Consider the following 17307-nt stretch of genomic DNA (forward strand, 5'->3'; position numbering starts at 1 on the left):
TTAATGTGAAGGTCACGTTTATTTATTATTCCTCTGAAATGATGTAAAAACGTTTTATAGTACCATTAAATTGCAGCCGCGTATATCCGAATTGTCAAAACGGCCCATGACATAGAATGTGCCCGGATCATTCCCGAAACGGCCGAGATCCTGCGTCTCTATAAACGAACAGCTATCCAGGTTGGCAAGGTCAATGACATTGATCCCGCCGGTTTTGGAACTGCCGAAATGATGATCTGAAATGGCAAAAGGATCGTTGATGTCCCTCAGCAAAATACGCATGGAAAAACCCGGAACAAACAGTCCGGAGCCATGCGAATAACCTTGGGAAAGCAGTTCGGTCATGCCGTATTCCGAATGGATCTGATCAGTGTAAAACGAACGGGTAAGTAGGTCGTGCACTTCCTCGCGCAGCAGTTCCTGCCTGCGGCCTTTCATTCCGCCTGTATCCATGATCGTAAGGTTATTCATGTGCTTCATGAAAGACAGGTCTTCGTTGCTTTCCGCCAGGTTCAACAACGCAAATGTCACCCCGAGCAGCAAGATGTTTTTTCCATCGGGTTTGTCGGCCAGAAATCTTAGTTTATTCAGCATTTCATTTACATCATCGAGGTAAAAACCGGAATATTCCGATTGCGACGACTCAATAAAATGTTGCATCATATACACCAGGGAAGAGTTGTTTCGTTCAAGGTAGGACGGCAGCAATGCAAGAATGTGAAAGTGCTTCAGGTCGCCATAATGTTCCTGAAAAATGCGTGTGGAAACGTCTTTGTAAAGCGGAGCGTCAAACAAATGGTGGCTGCTTGTTTGCTGGCCCGTAGTGCCGCTGCTGTGAAACACTGCGGATGCAGCAGGCGGCATGCCGGTCTGAACCGTATGGTTCTTGAAAAATGGGATGGGCAGGAATGGGATTTCAGTTAACTTATGAATAGCATCGGGATTCACATGCAGGTAATGCAGATATTGATTGTATACAAGATTGTAATTCGCCTGATAACGGAATATTTTCAAGGCAAGCTGCTCGAAATCAGAAGCTTTAAGTTTTAAAATCTGATTCCTGAGTTCTTCCCTTATTTCGGTCTGAGAATTGTTGTTTTGAAGTTCCAATACTGTTACTTTCGTATAAATTAAGTACAAAGTTAAAAGACTGAAATTCCAAATGCGAACAGTGTAATGAAAAACTGTTCGAAGTCGTTAAGATAAAAAGCTGTACATATAAATATCAGTAAAATGAAAATGAAATTTTCCCTGTTCGTTGTTTTGGCCGGAGCAGCATTGGGCTGTGTGGATATTCCTGATTTTGACGATACGCCGAAAATTTATTATAACGGAATCAGTCAGTATACAGCGGTGAATGAAAAAACAGGTAAAAATGAACGTGAATACGTAACGGTAACCATTGATTTTGAAGATGGTAATGGTGACCTGGGCGCCACTACCGAGGAAATAGCTAACCCTGCTTTTGCAGATCCGTATGGAGAATGGGGGAATTACGAGCTGATTACCTATCTAAAAGGAGCAAACGGAACATGGCAGGAGCAATCTCTGGAAGGTGATAAATACAAATGGATGCCTCCGTTAAAATCGGATGGCAAGCCGGGCCCGATTAAAGGAAAGCTGGATTTCAATGCCAACTTCCCATATTTCGGCAGCTTCGTCATGCGGTATGTGAAATTCAAGGTCCGCATCCGTGACAGGGATTTGCATGTCAGCAACCAGATTGAAACCGACAGCATTCTGGTTCCTATTGTGGAATAGTGGCTTATTCTATAATGGTTGCACGCAGGGAAATCCTGAATGTTGTTCCTTTGCCGATTTCGGAGCTTTTTACGTAAAGCTTTCCCAAATGATAATTTTCGATAATTCTCTTCGCAAGTGTAAGGCCAAGTCCCCAGCCTCTTTTTTTCGTGCTGAAACCAGGATTGAAAATCTTGTTCATATTGGCCTTGCTCATGCCTTTTCCCGTATCCCGGATATCAATCCAGACTTCCTTCATCAGCGGCGGGGCTTGTAGCGTTACATGAATCTCGCCGATTCCGCCCATGGCATCTACTGCATTTTTACAGATATTTTCAATGACCCATTCAAAGAGGTTCTTGTTTAAAAGCACCGTTTGCTCTTTGGCGAGCTGGTTGTATACCGAGAACTTTACTTTGGAAGATACCCGCTTTTCAAGGTAATCTATAAAATTGGCCACGATTTCAGAAACCGGCTCTTCCTTCAGAGTCGGCACCGAACCAATATTGGAAAAGCGCGTCGTGATCATTTCAAGCCGGATCACATCTTTCTCAATTTCTTCTGCAATAGACGGATCGATGGCCGGATCACTGCGGAAATATTCCACCCAGGCCATCAAGGACGACAGCGGCGTTCCCAGCTGATGAGCGGTTTCTTTGGCAAGTCCGACCCAAACCCTGTTTTGTTCCGCCTTGCGTTCCGAACTGAAAGCCAGATAGGCCAGATAGCCGATAAAGAGCATGACCGAAAGCTGCAGAAAAGGATAATACCTTAGCTGTGTAAGCAAAAAAGAATTGCTGTAATAAATATATCCGGTCCTGTTTTTTCCGAGTTCTACGGGAATCGGCGGATGTTCCAGCTTCATATCCGCTAGCTTTTCCTGTATGATGCGCTCTTTTTCCTGCGGACTGATTTTTTTGGGAAAGCTGATGTTGATATACTGGTTTGCAAGGTTATTTTCATTCACATAAATCGCCGGGATCTGGTAAAAATTTACGGCATCCTGAATAACCTGATAAACAACATTGAAGTTTTCATCAAACGGACTGTTAAAAACGTAGCGCAAGCCTTCCGCGTACAGCTGGACTTCTCTTTCCTCACGCTGTTCCAGTTCTTCTACCAGCTTGTCGGTGTAATACAATGACCCGATACTCAGCAGCAGCAGGATCAGTCCGATCGCATATTTATAAAAGCTTTTCTGATCGTAGGTATCCGCCAGTGAACGGCGTAACCGCTGACTGTTTAATATAGCGACCGGGTGCAGCCGGAAACGAGGCTTGAATTTGGGGGCTTTGCTAATCATTTACAGGTTCGGGCACAATATGCCGGAATTTGATGTTATGTTGTACAAATAACGTAAAATTATCATGCTTAGTGGGTTCTGCCCGATTTAAGTTTGGTTGAAATCACCCCTTTATTCAATACATCAAAGTGCTTTCTGATCTGTGACGGTTCCCGTAAATTCACCGTTTTTGAACCATTTATTTATAAAATTTCTAAATAAACCAACCATTTTCCAATCACTTTCCTATTGTAAATTTTGTGCCGTATTTTTGTAAATCGAATTAGAAATAGTGATGTATAATCAGTTCAAATCAATAAGTTTATCACATCGGAATGCTCCTCTGGCCGTTAGGGAACAGCTTGCATTGAATGAGGCGGAGGCAAAGGGCATTATGCTACGTCTGAAAGATTTCTTTGATGTCTCCGACGTTCTTGCGGTTTCTACCTGTAACCGGACCGAAATTTACTACTCCTCTGCTGCTGACCTGAATAATGATATCATCAAATTGCTCCTGATTGAAAAAGGAATTGCTGATATTGATACTTTTAACCAATATTTCGAGAAATTTTCCGACGGGGACAGCGCGGTAAGGCATTTGTTTCAGGTTGCAACCGGACTTCAATCCCAGGTTGTCGGTGACATGCAGATACCGAACCAGATCAAGCATGCCTATCAGTGGTCTGCAGATCTCAACATGGCCGGACCGTTCCTGCACAGACTTCTGCACACAATATTTTTTGCTAACAAACGCGTTGCCCAGGAGACTTTTTTCCGTGACGGCGCTGCTTCCGTTTCGTATGCGGCAGTAGAATTGCTGGAAGGACTTATGCCGAACCCGAAAGTTCTGATTGTCGGTTTGGGTGAAGTCGGAACAGACGTGTGCCGGAACCTCGCACAAAAGCAGGGAATGGAAGTTTCCATCATAAACCGGACCAAAAGCAAAGCCGAACAGCTTGGTGCCGAGTTGGGCTTCAGAGTGGCGGAGTTTTCGGATGTTGAAGCAGAAATTTCCCGCGCCGATATTATTGTTTCTTCCATCGTAAGGGACGAGCCTTTCTTTTCAAAGGAAATGATGGTCCGTTTACGTGGAATGTCGTTCAAGTATTTCATTGATTTGTCGGTACCTAGAAGCGTTTCGCCGGAAGTGGAAGAAATTCCGGGTGTCATGCTTTATACAATTGATTCCGTCCGTTCCAAAGCAGATGCTGCCCTGCACCGCCGTCTGGAAGCTGTTCCGCATGTTCGTGAAATCATCCATGAAGCCATGCTGGAATTCAATGACTGGTCAAGAGAAATGATCGTTTCTCCAACCATCCAGAAGTTGAAAGGTGCTTTGGAGCAGATCCGCAAGGAAGAACTGACAAGGTTTACTAAAAACCTGAGTGAGTCCGAAATGGAAAAAGTAGACCGCATAACGACGAGCATGATGCAAAAAATACTCAAATTACCGGTATTGCAGTTGAAAGCAGCTTGTAAAAGAGGTGAGGCCGAAACTTTAATAGATGTGTTGAACGATCTGTTTAACCTCGAAAAGGAAAAAGAAAATTCCTGATATTACATTTGATTACTATGGCTTGTCCCGGGATTCTAAAAAGATTCCGGGATTTTTATTTTTAGTTATGTCTGTTGTTTAAAAAAGAACGGAGGGCATTGCCCTCCGTTCTATGTATTACCTTACCCTCCACAATAATTAACTTGTTGTTGAAGGCTTTATCCAATCAATGATTCGGCTTGTAAATCAATCAATTGAACAGCAGTAGATTTTATTACTCCATTTTAACCAACAAAATCCAAAGCATAAGCCTTCAAAAAAGACTTACGTAAAAAAAGTCCTGATGGATTCAAAGAGGTTAAAAAAAATTGAAATTTTTTTTCAAAAACGAACAGTCGATAAGTTGTACTGAAAAAGCTGATATCAATGCGGGTAAATAATCGTTAATGATCCGGGTTTTAGGAAGTACGTCGTTAAAGTACTTTAACGAAAAACATGATTTATTCCTTGGCAATCAACTCGATCATTTTATCCAGATTAAGGCTTCTTGCGGAAGCATCGAAGATTTCCCTGTATAAGCCTTCTTTTTCGTACAGTTCCGCATGCGTGCCGCTTTCTTCCATATGCCCTTTCTTCATGACATAAATCTGATCGGAATCCAGTATTTGTGAAAGGCTGTGCGAAATAATGACAACCGTTCGGCCTTTTTTGATCGCATCCAGACTGTTTTTGATCTGCTCCGTGGCAATGGCGTCCAGACTTGCCGTTGGCTCATCCAGGAAAATTACCGGCGGATTTTTAAGAAACAAACGGGCAATGGCAATCCGCTGCTGCTGCCCGCCGGAAAGCATTTGTGCATCGGTTTCGTACTTGGCCGGAAGTTCCATGATCTGATCATGCAGATATGCTTTTTGGGCTGCTGCAATCAATTCTTCCATGGACGCATCCATTTGCCCGTAACGGATGTTTTCAGCAATGGAACCTTTGAAAATATGGTTTTTTTGAAGCACCATTCCGATTTCATTTCGAAGCGCAGGCAGATTGTAAGCGCTTAAAGGTAGTCCGTCCAGCAGCAGCGTTCCCGAATCCGGCGCATAAAAACCGATCAGCAAATTGATCAGCGTACTTTTTCCTGCGCCCGAAAGCCCGACCAGCGCCGTTGTCTGTCCGGATTTGATAGTTATATCAATACTAAACAGTGCTTTGGTGCCGTTGGGATAAGCAAATGAAACATTTTGAAGAACATAATCGCCTTTGATGCTTTCCGGTGTAAAATCTCCGCTGCGTTCCACAGCATGATCCGCATCCAGAATATCGAAAAATCCTTCTGAATAAGTCAGTGCATCGTTCATCTCGTCATAAATCCTGTGCAGTTGCCGGATTGGGGCCGAAACGTTATTGAAAAGCAGAATATGGAACATAATGGCACCAATGGACATCTGATGATCCAGCACAAGATAGGCGGTCAGAATGATGATCAGCACGACGCCGATTTGCTCCACAAAACTTTTTATGCCATCATATGTAAAGTTGGTACGACGTGTTTTAAGCTGCGATTCCATGAGTTCCATCTGCGTTTTGTACTGCTTCCGGCCCTCGAATTTTTCACGTACAAAGGATTTGATAACAATGATGGATTCAATCAGATTGATCAGGCCGCTGCTTTTGTTCTCGCGCTGTGTTTTCAGTTTTCTGCGTACACCCTGAAGTTCACCCGCCTGTTTGAAACTTACCCAGAAATATACCGGCAAAATGGCCAGCGCAATGGCTCCCACATAGAAATTGGCAGAAAACATGATTGCAAGCGCCACAATCGAATTAGCGAACAGCGGCAGAATATCAATGAAGAAGTTCTGGATCAGTTTGGTAAGACTTTCCACGCCCCGATCAATCCGGGTCTGAAGCTTTCCCTTCTGGTTGTCGTTGTCACTGTAAAATGAAAGATTGTAAGTCAGAATGCGGCTGACGGCTTCCTGCGCCAGATCGCTGGAAACCTTGATCCGTATCTTTTCACCAAAGTAACGCTGCCCGAAAACAATGAACGTATTGACAATTTCCTTGACAAACAAAATGATGGAAATGCGCAGCAGCAAATCTCTTCCTTGCAAAATTCCCCAGTTTTTATCCAGCATGGACTGAACCGTATCCACCGTATAACGCAGAACCCACGGGTTCACCTGAGCCGTAACCGCACCCAGCAAAGTGAGAAAAAGCGCAAATGTGATTTGCTTGTAATAAGGTTTGACAAAAGGCTGCAGACGCTGGAATATTTGCCAGATGCTCATATCGGATTCAGGAAAATTATGTTGCCAGAAATAGGTCCCAATATCCGTGCCTTACTTCTTGCCTGAACGTTTGATCGGCCTTCCGTATTTTTGCATTTTTTCCTGCGCGTGGTTTCTTCTGACGTTTACTTTTTTGTTTTTGTCCAGTTTTTCATGAAAAGCCAAGCCGGTCGATTCCCTTTTCGGAAGCTTGAACTCGATATTTTTCATGTAAATTTTTGTCTCTTCATCTGGCGTCAGTATTTCTGAAATTTTAAGATTTTCCGGAAGCGGCATGATAGGAATTCTGAAATTCATCAGTTCCTCAACATTTTCCTGAAATTCCTTTTCTTTTTCGGTTATTAAGGAAATGGCAATGCCCTTTTTATCGGCCCGTCCCGTTCGGCCGATCCGGTGAATGTAATTTTCCGGTACTTCGGGCATATCGAAATTGATCACATGCGAAACTCCGGCAACGTCCAGTCCGCGTGCAATGATGTCCGTAGCAATTAGAATCCTGTAAGTTCCTTCATGAAACTGCTTCACCGAGTTAAACCGGTGATTCTGTTCCTTGTTGGAATGGATAACGCCGATTTTGTTCAGATAACCGAGTTCCAGTTGTCCGTAAAGCTGATCGGCCAGTTTTTTAGTTGCCACAAAAATCAGGACCTTGTTCATTTCCGGATCATTGTCCAGCAGCAAATCGAGCAGATTTACTTTTGTGTAAAAATTAGGTACTTCGTAAGCAAGCTGCTCTATATTTTCGAGCGGCGTTCCGACGGGCGCGGCTTCAATGCGAACCGGATTGTTGAAATACGTCTGCATGAGATTTTCCACTTCCTGCGTAATCGTTGCGGAAAAAAGCAGGTTCTGGCGTTTTTGCGGAAGTAAATCCAGAATGTTTTTAAGCTGCGTCCGGAATCCCAGATTCAGCATTTCATCCACTTCGTCAATCACCAGTTTTTTTATTGCCTTGGTTTTCAGGGAACCGTTCAGCGCAAGGTCGAATAACCTGCCCGGCGTTGCGACTACAATATCGGCGCCTTCTTTCAGTTCCGCCATCTGGACTTTTATATTGCCTCCGCCATAAACGCCTACGGTCTGCAGAGTCATGTAGGCACTCAGTTTCCTTACTTCCTCCACAACCTGCACAACAAGTTCACGCGTAGGGACCAGAATCAGCAACTGCGGAAGACGGTCCTTGGAATATTCGATCTGGCGAAGAGAAGGAAGCAAATAGGCGAAGGTCTTTCCGGTTCCGGTTTGTGCAATTCCACACACGTCCTTTCCGGACATCATAACTGAAAATACCTTCTGCTGGATTGTGGTCGGAACGGTATATTCCAGATCTGCCAATGCCTGAAGCAGCGGTCTGGATAAATTTAATTCTTCAAAAGTCATAACCATTTTTCAAATAAAGTACAAAGATACTTTATATCTGGCTAAACACTCACTTTGCGGTATAAAGCCATGCCCACCAGATCAGCAGAAACTGTAACGGAAGCCTCAGCAACGCAAGCCATAAAAACGGATTGTGCGTGTGATAATAATCAATTGCCATGTAGATATTGGCCGGAAAAACGGCAATCAGCAACAGTATAATCAGCCATGCAGCAACTGGACAAACTGCCGGAAAAAAGAGCATCAAGCCCAGTACGATTTCAAATACACCGCTGATATAAACGAGCTGTAATGGAAACGGCAGGAAAGGTGGCATGATTTTCAGGAATGTATCCGTACGGAGAAAGTGCATGATGCCCGCTCCGATGTACAACAAAGCCATGATGTAAAGGGCACTATTTTTCATCTCCATTTATTTATACCAAAGTTCCTCCAATGGCCAAGCAAAATTATCAAAATCACGTCCGTTATTACCCTGCGCATCATTTTGTTTTTTATCCGGTACTGATGATCCTGACCGGCGCCAGCATTTATTACGCTGTTAAAAGTGATGAATATACGCTTATATGGACCTTTATTGCCATCGGCCTGTTTATGACCGGCTGGCTCTCGTTTATGCTGCGGCAGCACTATGCTCTTAATAACCAGAACCGGATTGTACGGTTGGAAATGCGTTTCCGGTATTATTTACTGACTAACCAACGGCTGGATTTACTGGAAAATCAACTCTCATTCGGGCAGCTATCGGCATTGCGGTTTGCCTCCGACGAGGAACTTGTTGCACTGACCGAACGGACCCTCAAAGAAAACCTTGCTCCGAATGAAATAAAGAGGTCGATAAAAAACTGGCAGCCGGATCACATGCGTGTTTAGACGTTATAAGTAGGTTTAACAACAAAAAAGGGCATTTCCAGTCAAGAATTGCCCTTTTTTGTTAAAGTGATGCTTTAACCTAGCGCGTCTTGAACTTGCCGGTTTCCTTGTTATAAGTTCCCAACGGAAAGCTCAGGCCAAGATTTACGCCCCAGTTGCTGTTTTTCAGTTTGGTGTTGTCATTCCTAAGAACGTTAAACAATCCCAAACCGTAACGCGCGTCGAAGTTCAGCCAGATTTTATTCAGAATCTGATAGTTCAGACCTGCACCGAAAGTTAGTCCGAGATCAATCGGGCTGAAAATCCGGTTATCCTTTGTGCCGTTGATGTTATCGCCGTTCTTGTCTTTTGCACCTACGAGAAAGTTGACGTTGGGTCCGGCGAACACTTTGGGCCGAAGTCTGTTTCCGTATTGTCCAAAGTAAAACGTGGCCAGTAGCGGAACCTGAATGTAGTTCAGATTCACTTCGTTTGCCTTGTTGAATGTTTGGGCACCCAGTTGGGTAAACAACACGGAGCCGCTGAAACCAAAGCCGGTTTTGGAGCTGTAATTATAAAAGCCTCCGACCGTAATTCCCGGTTTCCAGTCCGTGAAAGTATTAGCCACATCGCCTCTGAAATTGGCAATGGAAATTCCGACAACAGGTCCAATGGATACATTTTCCTGCGCTTGTGCATGAACGGTACATAGCATCACCGCAAATACCAGAATAATACAATTTTTCATTTAGGTATGTTTTAATAACGTTAGTTTGATTTGTACGGCATTTAACAATATCGAGCCTGAAATGGACAGAATATTAAAATCCTAATTGTCAGAGTTTTTGGGTGACATTTATTCTGCCCGGCATGAAGCTAAAAATGAAAAAACGGGGAAATACATCTACAAAGTTGTTGTTTGTGAAGTTCTGACTTTCTCCATAATATGTGCTGCTATGTACCGATTTTCTGAAGAATCCAGAACAGTGGTGCTCCTGCGAGAAAAAGTACCCAGCCGATTACAGCCGAAGAAGGGTCTGTAAGGATGACGTTTGCTGCTATGGCTAGCAGGAAAAGTACAAAAAAACCGGGCAAATACGGATAACCTCCAATGGTGAAGCCTTTATGCGGATCATGAACGCCTGCCTTTTTCCGGAAAACAAACAACGTTGCAGCGGCACTTGCCAGCGCAATACTGTCCACAGACATGACATAATTGACAATTTGTTCAAAGGTATCCAAAACCCAAAGGGAAAGAAGGGTAGTAACGATCAGAAATGTGAGAGCAAATTCCTGAACCTGTGTTCTGGGATTCACTTTCTTGAAAATACCGGGTAAAATGCGATCTTCCGCAAGTGCATAATACACCCTTGGCAAAGAAAGCATGGTTGCATTTATAAATCCCAGAACAGAAAGAAAAATCGCCAGCGAAAAGAAATTTTCACCCCAAGGCCCAAATAATACCCGGGCCGTGTCTGCAGCAATCAGGCTGGATTTGCTTAGTGCCTCAAATCCCAGAACGTTGTAATATGTGTAATTCAATGCAAGGTACAGACCTAAAATCAGGAACATGCCCAGGAAGATACCGCGCGGTGTGTTTCGCACCGGATCTTTAATATCTGCTCCAAAATTAAGCGTTTGCTGATAACCGCCAAATGTGTAGAAAACCGCGATAAGGCTTGCGCCGAATGCAGAAAACCAGTTTCCGGAAAAAGCAGCTGAAGGAACAGATTCGCTTACATTCCTGTCTGCATTGGTGTAAAAAATACCAGTACAAAGAACAAGCATCATCAGGATTTTCAAACTGCTCAGGACATTTTGGGTACGTGAACCGGATTTTATACCAAGCATGTTGATGAGATAAAAAAATGCCAGCGTTATAATGGCTGTCGTGCGAATGCCGGTTGAGCTGCGTGCAAATTCCGGCAGGAGCGGGTTAATGTATTCCGAACCGATCAACGCAACACCGGCCATTCCGGCGCCGTAAGTCAGGACGATGACCCAGTTGATCATGAACGCATATAACGGATGAAAAGCCGTGGATATCAGCTTGTAAAATCCGCCCGGAAAATGGTGGCGTGAACCGATCTCGGCAAAAACAAATGCACCGATGAGGCTGACAATGCCTCCTGCAATCCATGCAGTGAAGAAAATTCCGGGACTTCCGGCCTGTCTGGCGACAATGGCGGGCGTGCGGAAAATGCCGATACCGATTACAAGACTGATTACGATCATACTCAGGTCAAACAGGCCGATCTGGGGACGGATTTTATCGGAAAGTTCAGGCATTACACCGGGATTGAGCAGTGAAAGTTATTATGGTAAGTTACATACGGAACTATAATTCATCATCATCGTCCGGAAATTTTTCATTCGGAATCTGATAGGTTTTTAAATACGCTTTCAGCTGAGAAGGCACTTTCCAGTTTTTCAGCACGATCTTAATGTTTTTGATCTCCGTTTTAAGCTCATTTACATTCGTATTGAATTTGACAATGACCGTTGTTCTGGAATTTGCATGCTGATAGGGAAGTCCGCAAACGGCAGCAATCTTTTTCTGAACCGCTTCCTTTTCCGCTTCCAGTTCTTCCACTTGCTGTTTCAGCATCTTGTTATAATAATTGAGCTGGTTTTTAGTCAGGTTTTCAAGCTTGTCCTGATCAGTCCTTTCCAGTTCAATCTGAAGTTTAAGCAGTTTCAGTAGGTTATTTTCCTGATATGCCTGCGTAATCTGCTGCATGATATCGGTTCTGCGCACCTTTTCAGTATCATCCGTTTCCAGGTCCGGATGAAAAGATTTGACAAGATCCATGTAAACAGCTCGCACCGTTTTGGATGTTTTCTGCTGCTCAGCATGTAGTTTTGCTGCCCTGATCTGCGCTGCAATGCGATCTGCACGCTGTTCTGCTTTTATTTTCTGCTGTTCTTCTTCGGGTAACTGGTGAAACTCGTCTTCTTCGGGTACTTCCGTTTTGTTTTCACTTTCAAGTAAAAAAGCCGGATCTGTAATTTTAAACTGCTCCTGTTGCAGCTGAATGGCCGTTTCAATATCTATATCACTGTATTTATTGTAAACCGGCTTTAAATCTTCAAACCCGTAATTTACAATCAGGTCGAAAGCACTTTCGGTAATCAGGTAAGCCAGTTTGGTCTGATACGCATTTCTGAAAAGATCATTGGTGTAAGTACGATCCATCAAATGCACGATTTCTGCCCGAAAACCCTGATATTCCCGGATGAGCGGATTCAGATCTGTCGGAATCCTTTGCAGCATTTCCTCATAGGCGCTTTCCAGTTCAGGAATCAGCCGGTTCAATTCTTCAATATTTTGCAACAAAAGGTTAAATTCCTTCTGACGCTTGTTCAAGCCTGTTTTTTGTTCTTTTATATGTAAAATGGAAGTATTGTTCATCATGCGGAAATTCAGGTTGGAATTTTTAAAAATGCAGTCCGAGTTCCTGATAAGATATCAGAATAATGGCTATTACGGCGAGTACAAGTCCCAGTTTATTGAGTTTGTTCAAACGTTCGTTGTACATAAGCCATGCTGCGAACGAAGAAGCCAGCATACTGAGAATGTTGTAAATAGGAAAAACAAATGCCGCGCTGTTTCCGAATGACGATAAAGCCAGCAACAGAAAATACAGGGAAAGAAAATTGGGAACGCCCAGAATCAGTCCGCCGATTACGCTTCGTAACGCTAGTTTTTCCTTTCCGAATGTTAATTTGAACAGCAATAGAACAGTACCGATAATAATAGCGCCGGAACAGGCTATGATCATGAATACGGTGGTGTTACCGGGTGTATAATATTTTGCAGAAAGGAAATTGATCAGCGTATTATTGGTTCCACTGGCGAGGAACGTCAGTACGGGCAAAATCCAAAGGGAAGGATAAAAGGAGGAAGGAGGAGAGGAGAAAGAGGCGGCGTTGAATTCGGAATCTGTTTTCTTTTCAGCATTCTGAATGGCTCCTAGCGCCAGTGCGATAACTGCTGTAATCAGTCCTGCATAATTGATTGCTGTAAAATCCTTGTTATTGTTTTTGAATACAAAAAGTCCGAAAATAACCGGAATGACCAGTGACATATTGCCGGCCAGCGAAGCGGAAGTTACGCTGACTTTCTGTGCGGTGAGTCCGATGAGCATAAAAGCCGTTACGAACAACGTTCCCAAAGCAAGCGTAAGCAATGTGCCCGGCGAACTCCACTGAACCTTACCGAATGCTGCAAGATCGGGCGTGAGCAGCAAGCCTGTGAAGACACAGGCATAATAATTAAACACAATGGCATGAAAAGAATTTATCTGAAAACGGGGGTACGCCCGCATGATCAGGTAAAGAGCAACTGTAAACAGAACGGCCAGCAGAAAATAAAGCATAGGAAGGAATTAAGGCATTTTTGCCAGAAGTTCATCAATGACGCGCGGGTAATTTTCATGTTCCAGCAAGTGGATTTTATTTTCGATAGCTTCCACCGAATCATCCGGATCAACGTTGCATGTGGCCTGAAAAATTACATCTCCTTCGTCATAATGTTCATTTACATAATGGATCGTGATGCCCGTCTGTTGCTCTTTTGCTTCGACGACAGCTTCATGAACAAACCGTCCGTACATGCCTTTTCCACCGAATTTGGGCAATAATGCCGGATGAATATTGATCATTCTTTTATGGAAAGCGTTCACAAGCGATGGCGGTACAAGCATCATGAATCCGGCCAGTACCACAAGGTCTATTCGTTCATTCTGAAGAATGCGAAGAATTTTTTCAGTCTGATAAAAGGTCTTTTTGTCAAAAAAAACAATCGGGATCTGAAGAAGACAGGCGCGCTTGATTACACCGGCCTGTGGATTATTTGTAAAGATCAGCGAAACTTCGACATCGGTTCTGTCCTGAAAATACTGGCATATTTTTTCGGCATTGGATCCGGAACCGGAGGCAAAAATGGCAATACGTTTCATTCGGTAAAAAGGTTTATAGTGCAGTTCAGCGGAAAACGGATTCTGAAACTTTGGCAAATCTATAAAAAAGAACGGCTTACGATCCTATCGCAGCCGTTCTTTCGTTTATCCACAATGAAATCAGTATATTCTGCTCAGCTCACTGTAACTGATTAATTTCCCTTTTCTGTAATTTTCCGTTTTAATATCCCAGATAACGCCGGGTGCCCGGTAGGAAATACTTTGCATGGCTATTTTGACGGGGATGCCCATGGCCATTTCCATGTTCATGTCCGAAGTGATCTTGTAAGCGTTGAAAGTTCCGGCGGGCACGTTCAGTTTTTCCTGAGCGGTTACATTCCGGTTATTTATCATCAGGTTGAAAGTTACGGGTACCGGTCCCGATTTGCCGGTTCCTTCCACAGAAGCATCTTTCAGCTTTTCACCGACTGACAGTTCTCCGGGAAATTCGATGTTGTCGTACGTAAATTCCATTTCCATGCTTTGAAATGTTTTGAGCTGTTCGTGGTTAATGAGCGAACGCACATCCATCTGCAGAACATTGCCGTCACATTTCATTTTATAGGAATTCTTTAGTTCTGATTTGCCTTTTGTGTTGAAAAACTCCATATCCACGGTAAAAACAGTACTCGAGCCTTCTTTCATGATTTTAGCAAGCTTGTAAATGAACTTTCCGGCCGGCTTGCCTTTGCTGTCGAAGTTGCTGGCTTCAAAACCGCTGCCTTCTTTTAAGATAACACCTGCACATTCCTGCGCCCTGGCATACAAGGCAGAAATACAGATGAACAAAATACACCAGATCAGGTTTTTTTTCATGGCCGTAAAGTATAAATCAGCTATTCGCTTTTAGTTGTTCGCATTCAGCTGAAAGCTTTCAAAAAAGTAAATATCAAAAAAGAACAAACTGCCAAAATCTAATATGACAACAAATGTTTGTAAAAACAACTAATTTCAATTCATGACAATAAATGACAATTCATGATTACAAGAACATTTGCCCCCTCAAGTAACCCAGTTTAAAAAACACATACAGCAAGTTTTTAGCCAGCGGCAAGTGTGAATGATCCGACGGTAATCCGGATTCAGGCCCAGATCATGGTAAGGAGTCCCAGCAGCATAATGATTTTACAAATACCGCTGATTTGCTTGAAATCACGTCTCGTGTCTGCACGAGAGAGTTTCAGCAAAAGCCAGGATAGCGGAATCAGAAGAAGAATGAAAAGGATAGTGAGCAAGTAATTGTTCAAAGCCTGCGCAAGGACAAACAGCGTTACGACAAATACGGAAATAACGGCATACAGGAAACTTTTGGTACGACGTATGCCCCAGATAATGGGCAGCGTACGGCAGCCGTGCGCTTCGTCGCCTTTGATGTCTTCCATATCCTTTACAACTTCCCGGATCAGCGAAATAAAAAACGAAAATACAGCGTATATAAAAACCAGGTGCCGGTTTTCCGGATAATGCAAAGTCAGTATCAGCAATGTAAGGCCCGTCAGCATGGAAACGATAAAGTTGCCGATAAAAGGCATCCGTTTATAGCGCGCGGAGTAAAACCAGAGCAGCGTAATGGAACAGACATTGATCACAAATATATACGGACTCACCACAAGCCCGAGTGCAGCCCCTAAAATATTCAGAAGCTGATGCGCGCCCATGGCCCAGCGCCGTTTCAAGTATCGTCCGACCACAACCCGCTGCGGTTTGTTGACAATGTCTATTTTAATATCGAAATAATCATTGATGATATATCCGGCGGCGGCTATGCACACCGTTGACAGCGATAATAAAAACAGGTCAGAATCGGCAATGATCTTGCGCCAGTTCTGCCTCGGGCCGATCAGAAGAATGCGTGTGAGATATTGGGTAAGAACCACAATGACCAGATTGGTCATACGGACCAGGCGGGCACTTCCGGCAACATATTCCCACAATCCGATTTTTGGCCTTGCAGACACATTCATGGAGGTTATTTCAGAAAAAAGTAGATTCGGGCATTAAAATTATTCATTTTATACCATTAACGACAATTCTTCACATCTTTATCCATTTCGGGGATAAAAAAGGTTCAATTGTTGTTAGCATTCTGAAGTCTGTCATTTGAACGGCTTTATTGTTCCAGCTTACAACTTTTTTTAATGAAATTATGAAAATCGGTATCGTATGCTATCCAACCTTCGGTGGAAGTGGCGTGGTAGCTACTGAACTGGGGAAGGCACTTGCCAAAGCTGGCCACCAGGTTCATTTTATAACTTACTCGCAGCCGCAAAGATTAGACTTCTTTAATGAAAACCTTTATTACCACGAAGTAAATATTCCTGCATATCCGCTGTTTCAATATGCCCCATACGAATCCGCCTTGTCCAGTGAAATGGTGCACGTGGTGGAAAATGCAGGTCTGGATCTGCTGCATGTTCATTACGCGATCCCGCATGCTTCGTCCGCTTTTCTTGCCAAACAGATTCTGGCGCAGCAAGGCATTCATATACCGGTCATCACAACTTTGCATGGTACCGACATTACGCTGGTCGGCAAGGATGCTTCTTATGAGCCGGTTGTCACTTTCAGTATCAATCAGTCAGACGGCATCACAGCGGTGTCCGAATCATTGAGGAAAGATACTTATACGCATTTCAATATCACCAAAGAAATCGAGGTCATTCCCAATTTCATTGATCTTGACCGTTTTAACCGCCAGAAGAAAGATCATTTCAAACTGGCTATCTGCCCCAACAATGAAAAGCTGATCGTGCATACATCCAATTTCCGTAAGGTGAAAAGGATTGATGATGTGATCCTGATTTTCGAAAAACTGCGTAAACTGCTTCCGTGCAAACTGTTGCTGGTAGGCGATGGTCCGGACCGCGCGCGTATCGAGCGCCAGTGCAAAGAACTGGACATGCTGTCGGACGTACGTTTTCTTGGCAAGCTGGATGCAATTGAAGAAGTTCTTTCCGTAGCTGATCTGTTTTTGATGCCTTCGGAATCGGAAAGTTTCGGACTTGCTGCACTGGAAGCACTTGCCTGCGAAGTTCCTTTGATTACCTCGAACGCCGGCGGATTGCCCGAACTGAACCTGCATGGCATTACCGGATTCCTGAGTGATGTCGGAGATGTGGATGATATGGTTAAAAACGCGGCGTATATTCTGAATGACGATAATCTGCCGACTTTCAAGATCAATGCGCTGGCGCGTGCCAAAGACTTCGAGATTTCCAAAATTCTGCCTCATTATGAAGCTTACTACGAGCGTGTTGTTGAAAACAGCAAAGCTATAGAAATATAGGTACGGTATTTTTAGGTCTGGTTGTT

General features: G+C 43.6%; 16 protein-coding genes. 4 read left to right on the forward strand and 12 right to left on the reverse strand.

Annotation, left to right across the window (positions count from 1 at the left end; genetic code table 11):
* Positions 1–54: 54 nt before the first annotated feature.
* Positions 55–1110 carry an acyl transferase gene (locus tag FEM55_RS01945; protein ID WP_138279630.1) on the reverse strand — a complete coding sequence of 352 codons (1056 nt, stop codon included), beginning with the start codon at positions 1108–1110 and terminating at the stop codon, positions 55–57.
* Positions 1111–1233: 123 nt separating this feature from the next.
* Here FEM55_RS01945 and FEM55_RS01950 point away from each other — a divergent pair, with 123 nt between their 5' ends.
* A complete protein-coding gene (locus FEM55_RS01950) occupies positions 1234–1761 on the forward strand; it encodes a hypothetical protein (protein ID WP_138279631.1) in 528 nt (175 codons plus the stop codon).
* A gap of 4 nt (positions 1762–1765) precedes the next feature.
* On the opposite strand, the gene FEM55_RS01955 is transcribed toward FEM55_RS01950, so the two are convergent.
* Positions 1766–3043, reverse strand: coding sequence for a sensor histidine kinase (locus FEM55_RS01955; protein ID WP_138279632.1), 1278 nt, complete (start codon positions 3041–3043; stop codon positions 1766–1768).
* A gap of 274 nt (positions 3044–3317) precedes the next feature.
* On the opposite strand from FEM55_RS01955, the gene hemA reads away from it, so the two are divergent.
* Positions 3318–4577: a glutamyl-tRNA reductase gene (gene hemA / locus FEM55_RS01960; protein WP_138279633.1), complete on the forward strand. Its 1260-nt coding sequence runs from the start codon at positions 3318–3320 to the stop codon at positions 4575–4577.
* Positions 4578–5017: 440 nt separating this feature from the next.
* Here hemA and FEM55_RS01965 read toward each other — a convergent pair whose 3' ends face one another.
* Genes FEM55_RS01965 through FEM55_RS01975 form a run of 3 tightly spaced genes read right to left on the reverse strand, consistent with a single transcriptional unit; the run spans position 5018 to position 8588 of the window.
* Positions 5018–6802 carry an ABC transporter ATP-binding protein gene (locus tag FEM55_RS01965; RefSeq protein ID WP_138279634.1) on the reverse strand — a complete coding sequence of 595 codons (1785 nt, stop codon included), beginning with the start codon at positions 6800–6802 and terminating at the stop codon, positions 5018–5020.
* 51 nt (positions 6803–6853) lie between these two features.
* On the reverse strand, positions 6854–8182 hold the full coding sequence (locus FEM55_RS01970) for a DEAD/DEAH box helicase (protein WP_138279635.1): 1329 nt from the start codon (positions 8180–8182) through the stop codon (positions 6854–6856).
* A 49-nt stretch (positions 8183–8231) separates the two neighbouring features.
* Positions 8232–8588 carry a DoxX family protein gene (locus FEM55_RS01975; protein WP_138279636.1) on the reverse strand — a complete coding sequence of 119 codons (357 nt, stop codon included), beginning with the start codon at positions 8586–8588 and terminating at the stop codon, positions 8232–8234.
* A gap of 29 nt (positions 8589–8617) precedes the next feature.
* Here FEM55_RS01975 and FEM55_RS01980 point away from each other — a divergent pair, with 29 nt between their 5' ends.
* On the forward strand, positions 8618–9055 hold the full coding sequence (locus FEM55_RS01980) for a DUF6526 family protein (protein WP_138279637.1): 438 nt from the start codon (positions 8618–8620) through the stop codon (positions 9053–9055).
* 79 nt (positions 9056–9134) lie between these two features.
* Here FEM55_RS01980 and FEM55_RS01985 read toward each other — a convergent pair whose 3' ends face one another.
* From FEM55_RS01985 to FEM55_RS02015, 7 genes are all read right to left on the reverse strand, one after another.
* A complete protein-coding gene (locus FEM55_RS01985) occupies positions 9135–9782 on the reverse strand; it encodes a porin family protein (protein ID WP_138279638.1) in 648 nt (215 codons plus the stop codon).
* A gap of 206 nt (positions 9783–9988) precedes the next feature.
* On the reverse strand, positions 9989–11323 hold the full coding sequence (locus tag FEM55_RS01990) for an APC family permease (protein ID WP_138279639.1): 1335 nt from the start codon (positions 11321–11323) through the stop codon (positions 9989–9991).
* 49 nt (positions 11324–11372) lie between these two features.
* On the reverse strand, positions 11373–12449 hold the full coding sequence (locus FEM55_RS01995) for a hypothetical protein (protein ID WP_229209051.1): 1077 nt from the start codon (positions 12447–12449) through the stop codon (positions 11373–11375).
* Between the two features lie 22 nt (positions 12450–12471).
* Complete coding sequence (locus FEM55_RS02000) at positions 12472–13413, reverse strand: hypothetical protein (RefSeq protein ID WP_138279640.1); 942 nt, start codon at positions 13411–13413, stop codon at positions 12472–12474.
* A gap of 9 nt (positions 13414–13422) precedes the next feature.
* Positions 13423–13995: a phosphoribosylglycinamide formyltransferase gene (purN, locus tag FEM55_RS02005; protein WP_138279641.1), complete on the reverse strand. Its 573-nt coding sequence runs from the start codon at positions 13993–13995 to the stop codon at positions 13423–13425.
* 120 nt (positions 13996–14115) lie between these two features.
* Positions 14116–14811 (reverse strand): TapB family protein, encoded by a 696-nt coding sequence (locus FEM55_RS02010; protein WP_138279642.1) that lies wholly within the window; start codon positions 14809–14811, stop codon positions 14116–14118.
* 266 nt (positions 14812–15077) lie between these two features.
* Positions 15078–15959 carry a geranylgeranylglycerol-phosphate geranylgeranyltransferase gene (locus tag FEM55_RS02015; RefSeq protein WP_138279643.1) on the reverse strand — a complete coding sequence of 294 codons (882 nt, stop codon included), beginning with the start codon at positions 15957–15959 and terminating at the stop codon, positions 15078–15080.
* A 182-nt stretch (positions 15960–16141) separates the two neighbouring features.
* On the opposite strand from FEM55_RS02015, the gene bshA reads away from it, so the two are divergent.
* A complete protein-coding gene (bshA, locus tag FEM55_RS02020) occupies positions 16142–17281 on the forward strand; it encodes an N-acetyl-alpha-D-glucosaminyl L-malate synthase BshA (RefSeq protein WP_138279644.1) in 1140 nt (379 codons plus the stop codon).
* Positions 17282–17307 lie beyond the last annotated feature (26 nt).

Origin of the sequence: Dyadobacter sediminis, assembly GCF_005860765.1 — a bacterium.
GTDB classification, from domain to species: Bacteria; Bacteroidota; Bacteroidia; order Cytophagales; family Spirosomataceae; genus Dyadobacter; species Dyadobacter sediminis.